Source organism: Novosphingobium sp. MMS21-SN21R (assembly GCF_031846015.1).
Lineage (GTDB): Bacteria > Pseudomonadota > Alphaproteobacteria > Sphingomonadales > Sphingomonadaceae > Novosphingobium.
On record NZ_JAVRDU010000001.1, the window covers coordinates 2,422,311 to 2,439,731 of the forward strand.

The following is a 17,421-nucleotide window of genomic DNA, read 5'->3' on the forward strand; positions in this document are numbered from 1 at the left end:
CAACGCCCCACCGCTAACGTCATGCCCGAATCTTGCTCCTGCGCGTTCGCTTCCCGGTTCGCCAAAAAAAATCAGGAGTTTTCCATGACACCCTCATTCAAGATCATCCCCGTAGTCGCCATCATGGCCGGCTCACTCGGCCTCGGTGGTTGTGCCACCAAGGGCTATGTGAACGAGCAGATCGCTACCGTTAACCAGCGCATCGACGGCGTCGAAACCCGCCTTGCCGACACTGACGCCACCGCCAAGGCTGCGCGTGCCGAAGCCCAGGCTGCTGGTGCCCAGTCCGCCACCAACACCCAGCGCATCGACCAGATCAATGGCCGCGTCGACGGCGTCGAGCAGCGCATGATGGAAGCCCAGCGCAAGCGTCCGCGCAACTAAATATCGGCCCAAACTCAGCTTCCGATCCAGCCGTTTCCGCCTCCGCCGGCACACCCTGCCGGTGGAGGATCCAACCCGAGTGCGACAATCGATGAACCATGCAATTCAGGCGCTCGCAGGACTTGCGCTGACTATCCCTGCCATCGCGCAGGCAGCAGAAGACCCGGCAGTGCCCGAAGTTTCGCAGGTGGTGCTAGCGAAAGCGGATCGATCGGAAGCTGCAACACGCGTCGTCAACTGGATTTCGGCGGCGCGCGACAATGGGCGCTTGCCCTACATCGTCATCGACAAGCCGGCCGCGACAATGTTCCTGTTCGATGCCAAGGGCAAGCAACTGGCCAAGGCGCCGGTCCTCCTCGGAATCGCGCTCGGAGATGACGCTACTCCCGGAATCGGCTCAAAGAACCTGTCCGAGATCGGCCCAGCCGAAAAGACGACCCCGGCCGGACGGTTCCTTGCCCGGTATGGCATCGCGGCAGGAAAGCAGAAGGTCCTGTGGGTCGACTATGCAACGTCGGTCGCGATCCACACCATCCCCACCGGCAAGCCCAAGGAACAGCGGGTCAAGCGGATGCTTTCGCCTACTGGCGAGGACAATCGCATCACGTTCGGCTGCATAAACGTGCCCAAGGCGGCTTATACCAAAGTGCAGCAGCAGTTCGGCCGGAGAGGCGGCTACGTCTATGTCATGCCCGACGTCAAACAGGTAGAAGAGGTGTTCCCCCGGCTGCTGGTTGAGCCTTATCTGACCCGCTGAGTCCACGCGCCCTTTCGCTTTGTCTGCAGCCTCTGCTAGGCAGGCCGCGGGATCAGGGGGAGCAGGGCCAAAGTGATCGACGCGCGCAGGATCGGACTTCTGGCCGGACCGCTTGGATTCATCGTCACGCTACTGGCTGCCCCGCCCGCCGGTATGCCGGATGCCGCTTGGAGCGCGGCGGGCCTCGTCTGGTGGATGGCCGCGTGGTGGATGACCGAGGCATTGCCGCTTTCGGCAACGGCTTTCCTCCCCTTCCTCGTCTTGCCGCTGACCGGCGTGGCCGACGCCAACAAGACCGCTTCCGCCTATTATTCGCCGATCATGTTTCTGTTCGTCGGCGGCGCTTTCCTCGCGCTGGCGATTGAGCGCACCGGCCTGCACCGCCGCCTCGCGCTGTTCATCATGAGCTTTGCCGGCGCCCGGCCCGGACAACTGTTGCTCGGCGTCATGGCCGCAACCGCCGTACTCTCCAGCTTCATTTCCAATACCTCCACTGCCCTCATCATGATGCCGATGGCGCTGGCGATGCTGTCGGCGGGCGGCGTGCGCGAGGGCGAGACGTCGGGCATGGCAGGCGCTTTGCCGATGGGTATCGCCTTTGCCGCATCCATCGGCGGGCTCGCCACGATGATCGGCACGCCGACCAACGCAATCGCCGCAGGGCTGATCGAGAAGGCGCTCGGCACCGAGATCACCTTCCTGATGTGGGCGATGTACGGCGTGCCCATCGTTTTGATCGCGGTGCCGCTCGCCGCATGGATTATCGCCCACGTCCAGAAGCTTGACGCCGACAGTTTCGATCCCGTCTCCGCACGCGACGCCATCGGCCATTCGGTTCATTGGACCTTGCCGGAAAAGCGTCTGATGCCGCTGGTGATCCTCGCATTTCTTGCGTGGGTTGCGCAGCCGCTGCTGGAAGGGCTGTTTCCCAAAGGCGGGCTGACCGATGGGTCGATCGCGGCGATTGCGGGCCTGCTCCTGTTCATCCTGCCCGATGGCACGGGACGGCCGATGCTGACCTGGCCCGAAGCCAACCGCGCGCCGTGGGATGTCGTGCTGATGTTTGGGGGCGGGCTGGCCATGGCGATGGGCATGACGGAGAGCGGTCTCACCAAATGGATGGGCGAGATGTTGCTTCCGCTGGCCCACGTGCCACTGCCGGTGGTCGCGCTGGTGCTGGTCGCCTTCGTCATTCTCGTTACCGAATTTGCCAGCAATATCGCAGCGGCGAGCGGGATCATGCCGGTGGTCGCCGCCTTGGTCGCGGCGCTTGGGGCAGACCCAATCCTGCTCGCCCTGCCCGCCGCTTTCGCCGCCACCTGGGGCTTCATGTTGCCTGCCGGAACCGGCCCGAACGCGCTGGCATGGGCGACGGGACACTGCTCGATGCGCTCGATGATCAAGGCTGGATTCGCGCTCGATGTCGTCGGAGTGTTCCTCTTGGTCGGCGTAGTGTGGCTGGTTTCGGCGCTCGTGCAGGCCGACTAAGTGTTTCTGCGATATTTCCCCTTCACCAACCTCGCCATTACGGTTTAAGCTGGCACAAACGGCCTCCGGCTGAATCGCAATTTTCAAGGGTGTGCAGCATCGCACAGCGATTCGGACAGAATGGGGCGAAAGAGTGGTCGCACCGTCTTTCGTCAGACTTTCCGGGGAGTTTCGCCATGCGTGGCATGATCAAGACATTGCTGGCAGGGACCGCGGGCACAGCCGCCCTGGCAGCGCTCATGCTGGTGCCGACCGGCGTTGCGACCAGCGCGGATCACCTCGATCCGCCGGGCCGTACCGACGGCGGGGTTGACGCCACGCCCGACATTCCTGCCGACATTGCCGACGTCTTTTCATGGCATTCGAACGGCACAACCAAGATCGCAATGACTTTCGCCGGGCCGGTTTCGGCCGCGGGAACCACCCCGCTCTATTATGACCGCGATGTGCTTTACAAGATCAACATCTCGACTGCAGCGCCCGCGAGCACGCCCGAATTCACGATCAAGTACCGCTTCGGCAAAGGCTCCGGCGAAAAAGACTGGGGCGTGCGCATCGAAGGCATTCCCGGCGTCACCGGCGCAGTGGAAGGCCCTGTCGAGACCAATCTTGAAAAGGATGGGGTGAAAGTTCGCGTCGGCCTATTCGACGAACCATTCTTCTTCGATCTCATCGGCTTCCGCGAGACCCGCTCCACCGGCGTCTTGCGCATCCGCAACGATCGCAATTTTTTCGACGGGCAGAACGATACCGCCATCGTCCTCGAAATTCCTGACGAAAAGCTGGGTGCAGGCGTAACCAACATCGGCCTCTGGGGCCAGACAGCCCGCTTTGGAGGGAACATCTGATGACTTTCCAGCCGATCAAGCGCCTGCGCGCCCTCGCTCTTGCCGCCACGCCCCTAGCTCTGGCCCTGTCACTTTCCGCATGCGGCGAAGACGGTGCCGGTGGCCAGGTCGTGGTCCCTGCGCCTCAGCCAAGCTCAACTGCGACCGCAACGCCAACGCCCACGGCAAGTGCGCTTACCTACAACTCCACCAACTGCTTTACGCAAGCAATTCAGGGCCAGAACGGCGCAAATCTAAAGTCGTTCATCATCCCCGATACGCTCAAGCTGGACCTGACCCGGTCAACCCGCTTCCCAAATGGGCGTCATCCGGCGGACCCGGTCGTCGACATTCTACTGGCAACCTTGTTGCTTGATATGAGCGTGACCGGCCAAGGGCCGAACACCTTGGCCAACGTGCCGCTCGATCCGCCGGGGAATGACAAGTTCTTCCTTCTGACGTTCCCCTTCCTGGCAACGCCAAACGGCACGCCGCAAGTGGCAAGCGGCACCGGATCGGGTTTCAACTTCCGCACGGATCCCGATTCAGCCTATGTCAGCGTCGACCGCATGGGCAACCCGGCTATCGCCACGGCGCTGATCAGTTCATCAAAGAAGGTGGCCTATAACGACGACACCCCGGCTGGCGATGCGACCAACGAGAAGTACTTCGAGGAGTATGAACACGAACTCGACAAGTTGTTCGGCCTGATCGGCGATGATGTCGAGAGCCTCGGCCTGAAGATCTGCGCCACCAAGACAACAACCTGACCAGCACGCGGTTGCTCGGGCAATGACGACAAAGCCGCGCGCCGCGCGCTGGCCCTGGCTGCTGCTGGCGGCCGTGCTGCTGGTCAGCGCGGGCGCGATTGCCTACGATAAATGGAAATCGCGGCAAGGCCCGCCCGATCCCTTACCGTCGGAAATCCAGCCATGGTTCGGTCCGCGCAGCCAGATCGAGCTTGAACAGGCGGCCATCGTCGGCGTGGATGGCGCGCGGGCAAGGCTCGCCCTCGCGCCCGGCGAATGGCTGCGGCAGGAAATGCTCGCCCGCGCTCTGATCAAGCGCTTCCGCGCCACCGGCAGTTATGCCGATCTGGCCGAAGCCGACGTTCTGCTCGACAGGGGCATGGCTGGCTCGGTCGCGCCTGCCGGTCCAAGTCTCAGCCGCGCCGAAATCTCGTTGCTCGCCCACCGCCTAGACGCTGCAGACAAGGGCCTCGCCCGGTTCTTTGCGCAAGTGGGCGAACCCGACGCCGAGGAATCGGCGGGCGCATGGAGCGTGCACGGCGACGTTGCGTTTCAACGTGGCGACATGAAGGCGGCACGCCTCGCCTATGCCCGCGCCGAAGATTTCGACAACAACACCGCCGTCGCGCTGCGTCAGTCGATGCTGGCACTGCGCAGCGGCGATGCCGAACTGGCACGGCGGCGGGTCAATGCGATCCTGCGCGCGCCCAGGCTCAACCGATCTGTGAAGGCGCAAGTGGCGCTGCAACGCGCGACCATCGCCTACGGCGCCGGCGATTGGCAGGCAGCTGCGGCTTGGGCGCGCTTTGCCGACAAGTTCTTCCCCGGTTATCCGCTCGCGCAGGCTTACGTCGCGCAGACGCAGGCACTGGAAGGCGACGTGAATGGCGCGGTCAAGCGCTACGAAGCCATCCTGGCAAGAGCGCCGCTACCTGAAGTGATGGATGCGCTCGCGTTCACCTTGCGGCTCGCCGGGCGCGGTGCGGAAAGCCGCGCATGGGCTGAAAAAGCCGCGACGCTCTGGGCCGAACGCTACCGCGTCCTGCCCGAGGCTGCATCGGCCCATTTGGTCGAGCATGAACTGGCTCTTGGCGATCCGGCGCGGGCCGTGCCCATCGCAAAGGCCGATGCCGCCCGCCGCCCGCACGGCGCCAGCCTGATCCTGCTCGCCCGCGCACAACTCCTGACCGGGGATGCCAAGGCGGCTTTGGCAACACTCGCACGCGCGGAGAAGACGGGCTGGCGCAGCGCCGGACTTTATCTTGCGCTGGCAGACGCTCACACCGCTCTGGGTGACGATGGCGCAGCAGACGACGCGCGGGAGGAAGCGCTTGATCTCAATCCAAAGGCGACCGACCCAGCAGCGCGCTTCATCTGGTTCGGCCACGATTAAGCACCTGATCCGAGCAGCACTGGCGCTTGTCCTTGCGCTGCTGCCCGGGCCTGCGCTCGCCCACCTCACGCCCAATTCCGAAATCCGGCTCGCCTTTGCACCCGGCGCGGTGACCGCTGATATCGTCGTGCCACAAGGCGAGTTCGCCTATGCCACCGGCCTTTCCACCGACAACCGGCCCGCCAGTCTTGCAAGGGCCAAGGCGCGCGTTATGGCGGACATGGCGGTGCTTTCGCCTGATGGCAGGCCATGGACAATCTCCGTCAACCGCATCGCCTTCGAAACGATTGCAGGTCCGCCCGACCTGCACCTGACGCTCACACTCACCGCCCCGCCCGGCGCATCGGACCGCAAACTGCTGTGGCGCTGGCATGTGGTGACGCGGGAAGCACCCAACCACTTCGCACTGCTGGTAATCGGCGCCGATCTGGCGGGCGGCTTGAAGGGCGAGCGCGAACTGGTCGGCGCACTCACCGCCACCCGTCCCGAACTGCTGATCGACCGGGGCCACGCGGGCCTTGGCAGCCTCTTTGCCAACGCCTTCCGCCTGGGCGCGCACCACATCGCGCAAGGCTATGACCATCTGCTGTTCCTGCTAGCTCTGCTGCTGCCCGCGCCGCTACTTGCCGCCGCAGGGCGCTGGACCACCCCTCGCACAAGCCGCGATACGTTCAAAAAGCTCGCCTGGATCGTCACGGCCTTCACCATCGGCCATTCGGCCACATTGATCCTTGCGGCATTCCTTGGCCTGCGCTTGCCTGCCCAGCCGGTCGAGGCGGGTATCGCCTTGTCCGTTCTGGTTTCGGCCATTCATGCCGCGCGGCCCGTGTTTCCGGGGCGCGAGCCGCTGGTCGCAGGGTTGTTCGGGCTGGTCCACGGCCTTGCCTTCGCCACGCTGGTCAGCAATTTCGGGCTGGGAATGACGACACGCGCGACGGCAATCCTCGGCTTCAACCTGGGGATCGAAGCGGTGCAACTGGGCATCGTCGTGCTTGCCGTGCCGCTGCTGCTGGCACTGGCCCGCTGGAAACATGGAGCCAGCGCCCGACTGGCACTGGCCGCCCTTACCGGGCTCGCCGCCCTTTTCTGGCTGGCACAGCGCCTCGGCCCTTCCTGATATGGACAAGGCCCTTGCCCACCTCCTATCACCGGGAAGGAAGGGGCTTTGATGGACGTGGATGGGAATGCTTCGGCGCTAACTCAAGGTGCCAATTCGGTGCTTGGATCGCCGCTGCGCCTGCTCACCGGTACCCTGATCTACGTGATGGCCGTGTTCGTCGTGTCCACCTGCGGCTTTGTCTTCGCAGGCTGGCCGCTGGGCGATGCCAGCTACATGGTGCTCCTGACGATATTTTCGGTCGGCTATGGCGAGATCCGCCCGGTCGACACGCTATTCCTGCGCTGGTGGACGAGCGGCACGATCATGCTCGGCTGCACCGGCATGATCGTATTGACCGGCGCGCTCGTGCAAGTCTTCACCCTGTTTCAATTCCGCCGCCTGCTGGGACTGGACCGCATGACTTCCGAAATCGAAAAGCTCGACGCCCATGTCATCATCTGCGGTTATGGCCGCATCGGCGTGCAACTCGCCAAGGCGATGACCGAGGCCAAACGTCCGTTCCTCATTCTCGAACGCGATCACGCCAAGGCCGAAGACGCAAAGGCGCAAGGCTACCTCTGCATGGTCGGCGAAGCCACGCATGAGGAAACGCTGAAAGCGGCGGGCATTATCCGCGCCACGGTGCTGGCGACCGTGCTGCCGGACGATGCCGCCAACGTGTTCATCACGCTGTCGGCGCGCAATCTCAACCCCGGCATCGAGATCATCGCGCGCGGCGAGGCACCTACGACCGAGAGCAAGCTGTTCCACGCAGGAGCCGACAAAGTGGTGATGCCCACCCACATCGGCGCCGAACGCATCGTCGAAATGATCCTCTACCCCGCCACAGGCGCTGCATTGGGCGAAGATGGCGACATCGGTGCGGTGCGGCGCAACCTCCATGATTTCGGGCTGGACCTCGAAGTCGTTGAGGCGCTTCCCGGCGGCGCGCTTACCGGCGAAACCGTGGGCGAGGCCGAGCGGCGCGGCAATGGCGCGTTCTTCGTAGTCCAGATCGACCGCACCAATGGCCAGTCGATCCAGCACCCCGGCGAGGACATGACGCTCGAACCCGGAGACAAGGTGATGCTCGTCGTGCGCGGTAGCAGGCTATCTGCGGGCGCTGTATTCAGCGCAGCCAAGGGACCGGTGAAGCACGGACGGACATTCGTGTCCTGACTTTGCGCGGAATGCGGGTACTGCTCATTCAAGCGGCCTGCCGCATCGGCTGTGTGCCAACGCCCGCCTCCAGTCGGAAGTTGGCAACAAGCGAAGACAGCCGTTGCGATTCACTGGCCAGGCTACGCGCTGCTGCGGTCGCTTCCTCGACCATCGCCGCGTTTTGCTGGGTCATCGTATCCATCTCGCGCACGGTCTCGCGCACTTGGCCGATGCTCACCGCCTGCTCGCTCGCCATGCGGGCGATATTGCTGGCAAGGTCAGCAACGTGCCCGACCTGATCGACAATGAGGGCGAAGGTCTGACCGGTCTGGCCAACCAGATCGACACCGCGTTCGACCTGTGTGGAACTGGCGCTGATCAACGTCTTGATGTCTCGGGCCGCATCAGCCGTACGTTGCGCCAGAGCCCGCACTTCGGTGGCGACGACCGCGAACCCGCGTCCTGCGTCACCTGCGCGCGCCGCTTCGACGCCAGCATTCAGTGCCAGCAGGTTGGTCTGGAACGCGATACCGTCGATCACCGAGATAATCTTGCCGATTTCCTGCGCCGACCCGTGAATATCCTTCATCGCATCGACCGCCTCGCCCACGACCGAGCCGCCCTTCATGGCCTCGCCATGCGCCTGCTGGACCGAATCATGCATGTGCGCCGCGTCGTCTGCGGAGCTTCGCACCGTCGATGCCAGTGTCGTCATCGCGGCTGATGCTTCTTCGAGGCTGGCGGCCTGCTGCTCGGTCCGTCGTGCGAGATCGTCCGAAGCCTGCCTGATTTCCCGAGCACCCACGCCGACTGCCATTGACGTGTCGGAGACATTGCCGAGCGCGCTTGAAACCTGCTTGCGCATACCATCGAGGTGCTTTTGCAATTCGGCAAAGGCAGCAGGCAGATCAGGAACGCGCGTTGCAAAATCGCCTTCGGCCATGCTGCGCAGCGTTGCACTGACTTCGTCGATCACCGCAATGCGTGACGCCTCCTCTGCCTTGAAATAGGCGGAAATGGCCACTTCCATGTCGAGCAGCGCCATTTTTATCAATGACCCCACCGAGCGCGCAGTACGTTTTGCACCAAGCACACCGCCAACGCCGGAAAACATCTTGTTGACGACCTGCTCGAGCACCATTGCATAGGCACCGATGTACCAGCCCGGCTCAAGCCCGATGCGCGCGTGGACGTTGCCGATCACTTCTGCGCTGTCGAAATAGGCCTTGTCGGCATGGCCGCGAAACATTCCCGCCCAATGCTCGATCTGCTTGTCGCGCGCATGGTTCATGGCCGCACGGGATCCGAAGAACTTCGCCGTTTCAGGCGTCGCCGAAATCTGATCGTAAAGTGTGTCGAGCGCTTGTGGCGCGTGCTTCTGGAGGGCGACGGCAAGCCCCGCAAACCTCGCGTAGTCGGCAGGGCCGATATTGAAGAAGGCAAGCTTCCTCGTGTTTTCTCGATCCTTGGCAGGCGATTCCATACGACACGCTCCTCAATTGCCTGAGGTGTCGCAGAGTGAAATCAAGAACTCGGAAAACCGGACCAGAGGGGCGATACGTGGCGCAGCGGCACGGCGCCTTAACCTAATGCCCTAACGCGAAACAATCGCAATGCTTGCCCACCCGGCCCCGGTCAACAAGGTCAGACACGCATCGGCATCAGCACGTAAAGTGCGGGTGACTTGTCATCCTTCCGGATCAGCGTCGGCGCGCCGGCATCAGCCAGATGCAGTTCCACCGTATCGCCGTCAATCTGGCTGAGGATGTCCTTGAGGTAATTGGCGTTGAAGCCGATCTCGAAGCCGTCTGCCGAATAGTCAGCCGCGATCTCTTCGGCAGCGGTGCCGTTGTCCGGGCTGGTGACCGACAAGGTGACGCGGTCGTGGTCGAGCGCCATCTTCACAGCGCGGGTCTTCTCCGTAGCAATCGTCGCAACGCGATCGACGCCCTCGAAGAACGAGCGCGGATCGAGGCGCAGAAGCTTGTCGTTACCGGTCGGGATAACGCGGCTGTAATCGGGGAACGTCCCGTCGATCAGCTTGCTGGTCAGCACCACGCCGTTCTCACCGCCCAGCGTGAAACGCACCTTGCTGGCGGAAAGGTCGATCAACACTGCAGTATCGAGCACTTCTTCGAGCAACTTGCGCAATTCGCCCACACATTTGCGCGGAATGATCACGTCAGGCATGCCCTCGGCCCCTTCAGGGCGCGTAATGGTGAACCGGGCAAGACGGTGACCATCGGTAGCCGCAGCCTTCAGCACCGGCGTCTGCTCGTCGGAAACGTGCAGGAAGATGCCGTTGAGGTAGTAGCGCGTTTCCTCGGTCGAAATCGCAAAGCGCGTCCGGTCGATCAGTTCGGCCAGCGTTCGCGCGGGGATCTCGAAGCTGGTCGGCAGGTCGCCCTCGACGATAACCGGGAAATCGTCGCGCGGCAGGGTCGGCAGCTGGAAACGGCTGCGTCCGGCCTTGACGATCATGCGGTTGTCCGCCGTCTCGATGCTCACCTGGCTGCCGTCCGGCAGCTTGCGCGCGATATCGAACAGCAGATGCGCCGAAACGGTGATCGCACCCGCCGCCTCGACAGAAACTGCCGCCATCGATTCGATGATCTGCAGGTCAAGATCAGTCGCCATCAGGCGCACCCGGTTGTCGGACGATGCTTCGATCAGCACATTCGACAGGATGGGAATAGTATTGCGGCGTTCAACCACCGACTGGACGTGGGACAAGCAGCGCAGCAGCGTCGCGCGTTCAATCGTCGCCTTCATTTCGTCTCGATCCCCCCAGGGAGCGGGCTCAGGCCCTTCCCCGTGCGTTGACTGAAGGCCGAGGAATCGCGTCCCCGGCATACGGTTCGGACCATCTGTCTTAACGCGAGGGCGGGACGCGGCAAGCGCAAGTCCCGCCCGATTGGCCTAAGCTGGGGATAAAAGCCCACAAAGCCGGGGAATTCGCGTCAGGACAGCATCGCCATGCCGCCATTCACGTGCAGCGTCTGCCCGGTGACATAGCCCGCTTCCTTCGACGCGAGGTAGGCCACGGCAGCGCCGATGTCCGAACCCTCGCCCATCCGGCCCATCGGAATGCGCGCGTTGAGCTGGTCCTTCTGGCCATCAGGCAGAACGTCGGTCATCGCTGTGCGGATGAACCCCGGCGCCACGCAGTTGACGGTAACGTTGCGGCTGGCGAGTTCCTGCCCGAGCGACTTCGACATGCCGACCAGCCCGGCCTTGGCCGCCGCATAATTGATCTGCCCCGGGTTGCCGGTCGCGCCCACCACGCTGGTGATCGAGACGATGCGCCCGAAGCGCGCCTTCATCATCGGCTTGGTCGCCGCGCGCATGAGCCGGAACGCAGCTTCGAGATTGACGCGGATCACCGCGTCCCACTCCTCGTCCTTCATCCGCATCGCCAGATTGTCGCGCGTGATCCCGGCGTTGTTGACCAGAATATCGAGCTTGCCCAGAGTATCGAGGGCGGCAGGCACGAGATGCTCGACCTGCTCGGTGTTCGACAGGTCGCAGGTGATCTCGACGTGATCCTGATTGTAGGTGTCGTTCAGTTCCTCACGAAACGACCGCAGCTTCGACGGATTCGTGCCCGAAAGCGCCAGGCGCGCGCCTTGGCTTGCCAGCGCATGACAAATCGCCGACCCGATGCCACCGGCGGCGCCGGTAACGAGGGCAGTCATGCCGGTAAGGTCAAAAAGACGATTTTCCATGGGCGTCAAAGCTCCTTGAGGATGTTTTCGATATCGGCCATGCCGATCACGCTGGTCACCGCGACATCGCCCGCAGAACGGGTGATCATCGGGCCGAGGACTTTGCCGCCCAGTTCCACGAACTGTTCGACGCCAGCAGCCTTCATCGCGATGGCGCTTTCGCGCCAGCGGACCCGGCCAGTTACCTGTTCGACCAGCAGGCGCTTGACGTCTGCCGGATCGGTGACAGCCGAGGCTGTCACATTGGCAAACAAGGCAACGCGGAGCGGTCCCGGCGGGGTCTTTTCGAAGGCTTCGGCCATTGCATCGGCGGCGGGCTGCATTAGCGGGCAGTGGAAAGGCGCGGAAACCGGGAGGAGTATACCCCGCTTGATGCCGTGATCCTTGACCAGTGCCACCGCGCGCACGATCGCGCCCTTGTGGCCTGAAAGCACGACTTGCGTCGGGTCGTTGTCATTGGCGACTGTGCAGACTTCGCCGTCAGCAGCAGCCTCGGCCAGGGCAGTTGCTTTTTCGATGTCGGCGCCCAGCAGCGCGCACATCGCGCCGATACCGACAGGCACGGCGGCCTGCATCGATTGTCCGCGCAGTTTGAGCAGTCGCGCCGTGTCCGAGAGGCTGAACGCGCCCGCTGCGCACAGCGCGGTATATTCGCCAAGGCTGTGGCCCGCGACGAACCCGGCCTTGTCGGCCAGCGAAATGCCGCCTTCCTGTTCAAGCACGCGCAGCACGGCAATGGCATTGGCCATGATCGCAGGCTGGGCATTTTCCGTAAGAGTCAGCGCGTCTTCCGGGCCGTCCTTCATGATCTGGAACAGCTTCTGGCCGAGCGCGTCGTCCACTTCCTCGAACACTGCGCGCGCCACCGCGCTGGCTTCGGCAAGCTCGACGCCCATGCCGACCTTCTGGCTACCCTGCCCCGGAAAAACGAATGCCCGCATCTCACTCTCCACTCTAGCGCCCGCTAATGGCGCCGCGCCCTATGCCGGGCCTGCCTGTCAGGCAAGGCCGAACGGCACGATCTTGTTGTCAATGTCATGGCCGATATCACCAGCGCCCAGGAACGCGATGCCTGTTTTCCCGCACCAATGCCGCGCCATCGCCTCGGCATCGCACCCGAAAGGCCGATCATTTTCAGGTACATCGCTAACCCGGCCCAACCGCAATCCGGCAATGCCCGCAGAGGCCAGACAGCCCGTCACATGAAACAGCAGGCGGTCCACGGCGTAATGGTACTCGGCCACCTCCTCGACCATCACCACATGGCCGGAAAGGTCAGGCATCAATGACGTCCCGCACAGCATTGCCAAAGTCATCAGGTTGAAAGCCGCCGCAGGCGTGCGCCCATCCAGCGATGGCTCCAGTCCCTCATGCGATCCTGCCAGATACCCCAGCGTCCGCCGCACCGCAGCCTCGCCGCCTGCCCGCCGAATATCGGTGGGCATCGGCGCATGGACCGGTAGCCCGATCTTCGCCCGGTAAAGCAGCCCGAGCAGCGTGCCAGCATCGGAATAGCCGAGATATTGCTTTTCGTGCGCCGAAGGCCCGAGCAAAGGCAATGCATCCACCGCAATCCGGCTCGCGCCATAACCGCCACGCACGAACCACACGGCATCAAACTCCGGATCGTTCGCACACTCCACGAACGCCGCCAGCCGCACCGCATCCGGCCCGGCAAAATGGCCCTCAGTGGCAAAGCACTGATCGTGAAATATCAGCTGCAGATCCGCAAACTCCGCCTCGGCCAGCGCAGAAACGCGTGCGGCATCCTCGCGTGAAAACGGGGTCGAAGGAGCGCAGATGGCGATACGTCGGGTCACAGTGTTCACCCTAGACCGGTTCATATGCCGGTTGAAAGCCGCAATCCCACGGTTGTCACCGGGCGCGCGGGCGAATACCGGATAGGCCATGACCAACCCTGCCGACCTGTCGCCCGCATCCCTCGCCGCCAAGGACTGGTTCTTCTGCGGCATTGGCGGGTCAGGCATGCTGCCGCTCGCGCTTATTCTCAAGGGCATGGGCGCGCGAGTGGCCGGGTCAGACCGCAGCCGGGATCAGGGCCGCACCGCCGAGAAGTTCGTCTGGCTCGAAAGCCTCGGCTTCGCACTGCACCCTCAGGATGGCTCAGGCCTGACCTCGCCCGACCAGATCCTCGTCGCCTCCGCCGCCATCGAGGACACCGTACCCGAAGTCGTACGCGCAAATGCTCTCGGCTGCCCGCGCATGAGCCGCGCCGAACTGCTCTCCGCCCTGTTCAACGCCGCGCCGAACTCCATCGCTGTGGGCGGCACCAGCGGCAAATCCACCGTCACCGGCATGATTGGCTGGATTCTCACCGAGGCAGGCCGTGACCCCACGATCATGAACGGCGCGGTGATGAAGAACTTCGTCGCCCCCGACGCCCCCTTCGCCTCAGCCCGCGTCGGCGCAGGCGGCATGTTCGTGTCCGAAGTCGATGAGAGCGATGGTTCCATCGCGCTCTACCGTCCTACCGTGGCCGTGCTCAACAACGTCAGCCTCGATCACAAGAGTCTTGAGGAACTGCGCGAATTGTTTGGCGATTTCCTCGCCCGCGCCGAAACGGCAGTGATCAATGCCGAAGATCCCGAGAGCATGGCCCTGATCGATTGCGCGAAAACGGTCATCACGTTCGGCACCTCACAGGCAGCGACAATATCCGCTGACCCTGAAACGGTCATCGAAGGCCCGACGACCATCTCGGCCATCGTCGCCAATGCCCGCGACGGTTCGGCCCACCCGCTCAGGCTGCAAGTCCCCGGACGTCACAATCTCGCCAACGCGCTGGCCGCCATTGCCGCTGCCAGCGCAGCGAGCGTCCCGGTCGCCGACGCGGTGCGTCACCTCGCCAGCTTTACCGGCCTCGCCCGCCGCTTCGACATCGTCGGCACCACGGCCTCGGGCATCACGGTCATCGACGATTTCGGCCACAATCCGGAGAAAGTCGCCGCCACGTTAGCCACTCTGCGCGCGCACCCCGGCCGGATCATCGCGTTCTTCCAACCCCACGGCTATGGCCCCCTGCGCCAGATGGGCGCGGAACTGGCAGAAGTACTCGCCACTGCGCTCGCACCGGATGACGTGACCATCCTGTGCGATCCAGTCTATTTCGGTGGCACAGTCGACCGCTCGGTCGGTTCGGAGCGCATCGTTGCGCTCATCAACCAACATGGCGGACAGGCGGAACACATTGCCACGCGTGCCGATTGCGCCACCTGCATCGTCTCACTCGCCGCACCTGGCGACCGCATTGTGATCATGGGCGCGCGCGACGATACGCTGTCGATTTTTGCACGCGAAATCCTTGAGCGGTTGCGGACAGGGTAAATTTCCCTGAAACGCATCTATCGGCAATCTCCCCGGCCTTAACCGCAATCGTTTTCAACTCTGCCTGTGTAAATGCGTCCCCGGATCGAACCCAGTCGATCCGGATTGCAGAGGTGTCGCAGTGTTGACCATCAGAGAAAAAACCCGTCGTGGAAGCTTTGTTCTGATCGGCGCCGTTGCCCTCGTTATCCTGCTCTCCAGCCTTGGCATGAATCATATCCGCGTCGGCGGCGTGGTCCATCAGCGCGAAGCCCTGATCAACGAATTCGTGGCCGACATCATGCCGCCACCGGCCTATGTGATCGAGCCGATGCTCGAACTTTCGGAATTGATGCGCGACCCGGCATCCCTGCCAGAGCGCGAACTGGCGCTGGCGCGGCTCGAAAAGGCCTACCACACGCGCGCGGCCTACTGGGATAATGGCGCGCTCGACGAGGACTTGCGCAAATCCCGCAGTGACGAGGCTGGCCGCCTTGGCGACACATTCTGGCAGGAAGTCAACCAGACGCTGCTGCCCGCCGTCAAGCAGGGCGACACCGCTCGCGCAGAAGGCAGCTATGACGCTGTTCGCAAATTGTTCGACAAGCACCGCGGCGCCATCGAAAAACTGACCATGACCAGCGTCGCTCGGTCCCAGGCGGTGGTCCGCGATGCACAAATGACGGTCTGGGGCACCATGCTTGGCGTAGCCGTGCTTGGGCTTGCCGCAATCGGGCTGATGATCGGGGCAGTTCGCCTGCTGTTTCGCATCGCTCTCGATCCGATGGGCGATGTTACCGGCACCATGAGCGCCATGGCCGAGGGCGATCTCGACCGTGACGAATGCCAGACCCATCGCAGCGACGAAGTGGGCGCGATGACTCGTGCCATCGAAGTGTTCCGCGCCGCGGCCCGCGCGCGCCGCGCCGACGGACACAAGCAGCAGGAGGTCGTCAAGATCATGGCGGATGCCTTGGGCCAGCTGGCCAAGGGCGACCTGCAATTCCGGATGCGCGAGGAGCTTCCCCACGAATACGCGGGATTGCGCCAGGCGTTCAACGCGACGCTCGACCAGCTCGACCGGACTATCGCCCAAGTGAAGCAGGCCAGCGTCCAGGTCAGCACAGGCGCCGAGGAAATCCGCCTTGCGTCCGAGAACCTTGCCCAGCGCAACGCCCGGCAGGCAGCAAGTCTCGAGGAATCGAGCGCCGCAATGAATCAGGTGACAATGGGCGTAACAGCCACGGCAGAGCGGACCGGCAGCGCCCGCGAGGCCATCGCCATTGCGCACAACGAAGCCGAAAGCGGGCGCGCCGTCGTCGAGAACGCCGTCGAATCGATGAGCGGCATCGCCAGTTCATCGCAGGAGATCACCGCGATCATCCAGATGATCGAAGGCATCGCCTTCCAGACCAATCTGCTTGCGCTCAACGCCGGAATCGAGGCTGCACGCGCAGGCGAAGCAGGCCGTGGATTTGCCGTCGTGGCAACCGAGGTACGCGCTCTGGCGCAACGCTCGTCCGAATCTGCAGCAAGCATCAAGACTCTTATCCGCAGCAGCGGCGAGCAAGTCCAAACGGGTGTCGACCACGTTGCCGAAACCGGAACTTTGCTCGAACGCATTGCCCAGGACGTTCAAGCCGCCAACGCTATCCTCGATGAAGTCGCCCGCGCCGCCACCGAGCAGTCAGCGGGTCTCGAACAGGTCAACGCCGCCGTGCGCGACATGGACATGATGACCCAGCAGAATGCCGCGATGGTCGAGGAAAGCACCGCCGCGTCAAAGGCGCTGGCCGACGAAGCTGCAAGCCTGTCAGCGCTCGTCGCGCGTTTCAGGACGTCGAGTCTTCACGCACAGCCTGCGCTCCGCCAGGCAGCGTGACCCCCTGACCTGACATCGGCCAACCCGGGGCCTGGACCGATTAATCGAAGCGCCGCTCCAGCATCAACAGATGTGGATCACCATCCATACCGTGCGCCACAAACCCCTTCTCGCGCTCCAGTTCGATGGCCGAATGATTGTCGCGGTCCTCGATGGATATCACGCGCTTAAGCCCGCGCTTGCGCGCTTCGGCAGCGAGCAGGTCGAGCATCGTCCAGCCAACCCCGCGCCCGCGAAAATCGCAGCGCACCGAGACGGCGATTTCGCCCGCTTCCATCTTCGCATCGCAGGCGAGCATGGCCGATGCGATCAGGGCGCCGCTGTCCCGCTCGAAAGCGAGGAAGCTTTCGGTCCGCCAGTGATCGACATGGGTCAGCGGCTGCAACTGGTCATGCCCGACATGTCTGCTTGCGGCCAGAAACCGGAAGCGGCGGTCTGCCGCGCTCACTCTGTCAAAAAACGCTTCGAGAAGCGCCTCGTCCTCAGCAAAAGCAGGGCGAACATCGAGGACCAGACCGTCGCGGGTGACAAGTTCACTGAGAGGGGCAAGTTCAGCCAGTGTGGCAGCAGTCATGGCAAGTCTCCTGATGGCCCGGTTGAACCGTCGGAAATGCGTTAGCGGCCATCGCCAT

Annotated in this window: 16 protein-coding genes; 10 read left to right on the top strand and 6 right to left on the bottom strand. The window is 63.4% G+C overall.

The genetic code is table 11. The features are described 5' to 3' along the window. The first annotated feature begins 84 nt into the window (after positions 1-84). The 8 genes from RM192_RS11565 (at position 85) to RM192_RS11600 (ending at position 7,876) form a co-directional block, all read left to right on the top strand. Positions 85-384 carry a hypothetical protein gene (locus RM192_RS11565; protein ID WP_311507703.1) on the top strand — a complete coding sequence of 100 codons (300 nt, stop codon included), beginning with the start codon at positions 85-87 and terminating at the stop codon, positions 382-384. A gap of 91 nt (positions 385-475) precedes the next feature. Then, positions 476-1,141 carry a hypothetical protein gene (locus tag RM192_RS11570; RefSeq protein WP_311507704.1) on the top strand — a complete coding sequence of 222 codons (666 nt, stop codon included), beginning with the start codon at positions 476-478 and terminating at the stop codon, positions 1,139-1,141. 75 nt (positions 1,142-1,216) lie between these two features. After that, positions 1,217-2,629: a DASS family sodium-coupled anion symporter gene (locus tag RM192_RS11575; RefSeq protein ID WP_311508620.1), complete on the top strand. Its 1,413-nt coding sequence runs from the start codon at positions 1,217-1,219 to the stop codon at positions 2,627-2,629. A 176-nt stretch (positions 2,630-2,805) separates the two neighbouring features. Next, entirely contained in the window at positions 2,806-3,477 is a 672-nt protein-coding gene (locus RM192_RS11580) for a hypothetical protein (RefSeq protein ID WP_311507705.1), read from the top strand. Continuing rightward, positions 3,477-4,226, top strand: a complete 750-nt coding sequence (locus tag RM192_RS11585; protein WP_311507706.1) for a hypothetical protein — start codon at positions 3,477-3,479, stop codon at positions 4,224-4,226. Before RM192_RS11580 ends, RM192_RS11585 begins: the two co-directional genes overlap by 1 nt. A gap of 22 nt (positions 4,227-4,248) precedes the next feature. Beyond that, complete coding sequence (locus tag RM192_RS11590) at positions 4,249-5,598, top strand: hypothetical protein (protein ID WP_311507707.1); 1,350 nt, start codon at positions 4,249-4,251, stop codon at positions 5,596-5,598. Continuing rightward, positions 5,537-6,715 (top strand): HupE/UreJ family protein, encoded by a 1,179-nt coding sequence (locus tag RM192_RS11595; RefSeq protein WP_311507708.1) that lies wholly within the window; start codon positions 5,537-5,539, stop codon positions 6,713-6,715. The genes RM192_RS11590 and RM192_RS11595 overlap by 62 nt, the downstream gene beginning before the upstream one ends. 51 nt (positions 6,716-6,766) lie before the next feature. Then, positions 6,767-7,876 carry an NAD-binding protein gene (locus tag RM192_RS11600; RefSeq protein ID WP_311507709.1) on the top strand — a complete coding sequence of 370 codons (1,110 nt, stop codon included), beginning with the start codon at positions 6,767-6,769 and terminating at the stop codon, positions 7,874-7,876. A gap of 28 nt (positions 7,877-7,904) precedes the next feature. Here RM192_RS11600 and RM192_RS11605 read toward each other — a convergent pair whose 3' ends face one another. From RM192_RS11605 to RM192_RS11625, 5 genes are all read right to left on the bottom strand, one after another. Beyond that, positions 7,905-9,341 carry a methyl-accepting chemotaxis protein gene (locus tag RM192_RS11605; protein WP_311507710.1) on the bottom strand — a complete coding sequence of 479 codons (1,437 nt, stop codon included), beginning with the start codon at positions 9,339-9,341 and terminating at the stop codon, positions 7,905-7,907. A gap of 161 nt (positions 9,342-9,502) precedes the next feature. After that, a complete protein-coding gene (dnaN, locus tag RM192_RS11610; protein ID WP_311507711.1) occupies positions 9,503-10,630 on the bottom strand; it encodes a DNA polymerase III subunit beta in 1,128 nt (375 codons plus the stop codon). Positions 10,631-10,818: 188 nt separating this feature from the next. Beyond that, positions 10,819-11,583 carry a 3-oxoacyl-[acyl-carrier-protein] reductase gene (fabG, locus tag RM192_RS11615; RefSeq protein ID WP_311507712.1) on the bottom strand — a complete coding sequence of 255 codons (765 nt, stop codon included), beginning with the start codon at positions 11,581-11,583 and terminating at the stop codon, positions 10,819-10,821. Between the two features lie 5 nt (positions 11,584-11,588). After that, a complete protein-coding gene (gene fabD, locus RM192_RS11620) occupies positions 11,589-12,524 on the bottom strand; it encodes an ACP S-malonyltransferase (protein ID WP_311507713.1) in 936 nt (311 codons plus the stop codon). Positions 12,525-12,581: 57 nt separating this feature from the next. Further along, entirely contained in the window at positions 12,582-13,403 is an 822-nt protein-coding gene (locus RM192_RS11625) for an LD-carboxypeptidase (protein ID WP_311508621.1), read from the bottom strand. Positions 13,404-13,491: 88 nt separating this feature from the next. Here RM192_RS11625 and RM192_RS11630 point away from each other — a divergent pair, with 88 nt between their 5' ends. Further along, positions 13,492-14,928, top strand: coding sequence for a glutamate ligase domain-containing protein (locus tag RM192_RS11630; RefSeq protein ID WP_311507714.1), 1,437 nt, complete (start codon positions 13,492-13,494; stop codon positions 14,926-14,928). Positions 14,929-15,136: 208 nt separating this feature from the next. Further along, positions 15,137-16,789 carry a methyl-accepting chemotaxis protein gene (locus RM192_RS11635; RefSeq protein ID WP_311507715.1) on the top strand — a complete coding sequence of 551 codons (1,653 nt, stop codon included), beginning with the start codon at positions 15,137-15,139 and terminating at the stop codon, positions 16,787-16,789. 40 nt (positions 16,790-16,829) lie between these two features. On the opposite strand, the gene RM192_RS11640 is transcribed toward RM192_RS11635, so the two are convergent. Next, positions 16,830-17,363 (bottom strand): GNAT family N-acetyltransferase, encoded by a 534-nt coding sequence (locus RM192_RS11640; RefSeq protein WP_311507716.1) that lies wholly within the window; start codon positions 17,361-17,363, stop codon positions 16,830-16,832. Positions 17,364-17,421: the final 58 nt, after the last annotated feature.

What these genes read in the sequence shown, in the direction of transcription:
- RM192_RS11565 (WP_311507703.1), top strand. Translation starts at nt 85, where the DNA reads ATGACACCCTCATTCAAGATCATCCCCGTAGTCGCCATCATGGCCGGC.
- RM192_RS11570 (WP_311507704.1), top strand. Translation starts at nt 476, where the DNA reads ATGAACCATGCAATTCAGGCGCTCGCAGGACTTGCGCTGACTATCCCT.
- RM192_RS11580 (WP_311507705.1), top strand. Translation starts at nt 2,806, where the DNA reads ATGCGTGGCATGATCAAGACATTGCTGGCAGGGACCGCGGGCACAGCC.
- RM192_RS11585 (WP_311507706.1), top strand. Translation starts at nt 3,477, where the DNA reads ATGACTTTCCAGCCGATCAAGCGCCTGCGCGCCCTCGCTCTTGCCGCC.
- RM192_RS11590 (WP_311507707.1), top strand. Translation starts at nt 4,249, where the DNA reads ATGACGACAAAGCCGCGCGCCGCGCGCTGGCCCTGGCTGCTGCTGGCG.
- RM192_RS11600 (WP_311507709.1), top strand. Translation starts at nt 6,767, where the DNA reads ATGGACGTGGATGGGAATGCTTCGGCGCTAACTCAAGGTGCCAATTCG.
- RM192_RS11605 (WP_311507710.1), bottom strand. Translation starts at nt 9,341, where the DNA reads ATGGAATCGCCTGCCAAGGATCGAGAAAACACGAGGAAGCTTGCCTTC.
- dnaN (WP_311507711.1), bottom strand. Translation starts at nt 10,630, where the DNA reads ATGAAGGCGACGATTGAACGCGCGACGCTGCTGCGCTGCTTGTCCCAC.
- fabG (WP_311507712.1), bottom strand. Translation starts at nt 11,583, where the DNA reads ATGGAAAATCGTCTTTTTGACCTTACCGGCATGACTGCCCTCGTTACC.
- fabD (WP_311507713.1), bottom strand. Translation starts at nt 12,524, where the DNA reads ATGCGGGCATTCGTTTTTCCGGGGCAGGGTAGCCAGAAGGTCGGCATG.
- RM192_RS11630 (WP_311507714.1), top strand. Translation starts at nt 13,492, where the DNA reads ATGACCAACCCTGCCGACCTGTCGCCCGCATCCCTCGCCGCCAAGGAC.
- RM192_RS11635 (WP_311507715.1), top strand. Translation starts at nt 15,137, where the DNA reads ATGAATCATATCCGCGTCGGCGGCGTGGTCCATCAGCGCGAAGCCCTG.
- RM192_RS11640 (WP_311507716.1), bottom strand. Translation starts at nt 17,363, where the DNA reads ATGACTGCTGCCACACTGGCTGAACTTGCCCCTCTCAGTGAACTTGTC.